Source organism: Flagellimonas algicola (assembly GCF_005937185.1).
In the GTDB taxonomy this organism is placed as follows: domain Bacteria; phylum Bacteroidota; class Bacteroidia; order Flavobacteriales; family Flavobacteriaceae; genus Flagellimonas; species Flagellimonas algicola.
Window position 1 is genome coordinate 1 of the sequence record NZ_VCNI01000014.1, and the last position, 1,072, is coordinate 1,072.

Sequence of the window (1,072 nt, forward strand, 5' to 3'; positions counted from 1 at the left end):
TGTAGCCTTCCCCTTTTTAGGATAACTCTAAATTCAACAATTTTTCATTAATAATGTTTGTTTCGGGGAGGAATTCCTCCCCGAAACGGTCTTTGTATTCCCTTGGTGACATATCTCCCAATGCCGAGTGCGGGTGTTTTGTATTGTAGTCTTCCATCCATTGGTTGGTCAATGTCCTTATCTGGTGCAGATCGTTGAACCAATAGGCATCGAGCACGTCCTCCCTGTAGTGTCTGTTCAACCGTTCCATAAATGCGTTCTGTACGGGTTTCCCGGGTTGTATGAACCTAAGCTCTATCCGCTTTCTCTTGCACCAATCGGCCAATGTCCTTGATATGAACTCCGGACCGTTGTCGCAACGTATCGTTTTGGGAAGCCCTGTCTCTTCCTCCAAATGTTCCAAGGTCTCCACCACCTTCTTTGCGGGATAGTTCAGTCCCACGTCCATGGCAAGGGCCTCTTGGTTATGGTCCTCCATAACGTTGAACACCCTGATCTTCCTCCCATCGGAGAGCACATCGGCCATAAAGTCCATGCTCCAGACCTCGTTCAGGGCATTTGGTGCCTCCAACGGATTCTTTACCCTTGCCGGCAAACGTTTCTTGTGCTTGCTGCGAAGCTTAAGGTTCATGGCCCTGTAGACACGCAGGATACGTTTCCTGTTCCAGTTGTGGACTTCTCGACGAAGCCGTTTATAGTACACCTCAAAGCCCTTGGTCGGCAGTTCCCCCGCCAACCTTGAAAGGGCGGCGATGACCTCTGAATCGTCCTTCCTGCTGTGGTGGTACCACATCGAACGGGCAAGTTCAAGCACTTGACAGGATCGCGAAACGCTTACCGAATAGATGTCCTGAAGGTACTTGGCACGGTGCTTCTTGTCGGAAGGCCCTAGAACTTTTTTGACAGTACGTCCTTGAGCATCCGTACATCCAAACGTACATCGGCGTACATCTGCTTGAGCTTACGGTTCTCCTCCTCCAGCTCCTTCAAACGCTTCATGTGGGCAACCTCCATGCCCCCCCGTACTTCTTCCTCCAATAATAAAAAGTGCTGGTGTCAATGCCCATCTCAC

General features: G+C 50.2%; 1 pseudogene. It reads right to left on the reverse strand.

The features are described from left to right. Positions 1-16: 16 nt before the first annotated feature. Positions 17-889 (reverse strand): annotated as a pseudogene (locus FGG15_RS20030) (IS3 family transposase); the annotation flags it as partial. Positions 890-1,072 lie beyond the last annotated feature (183 nt).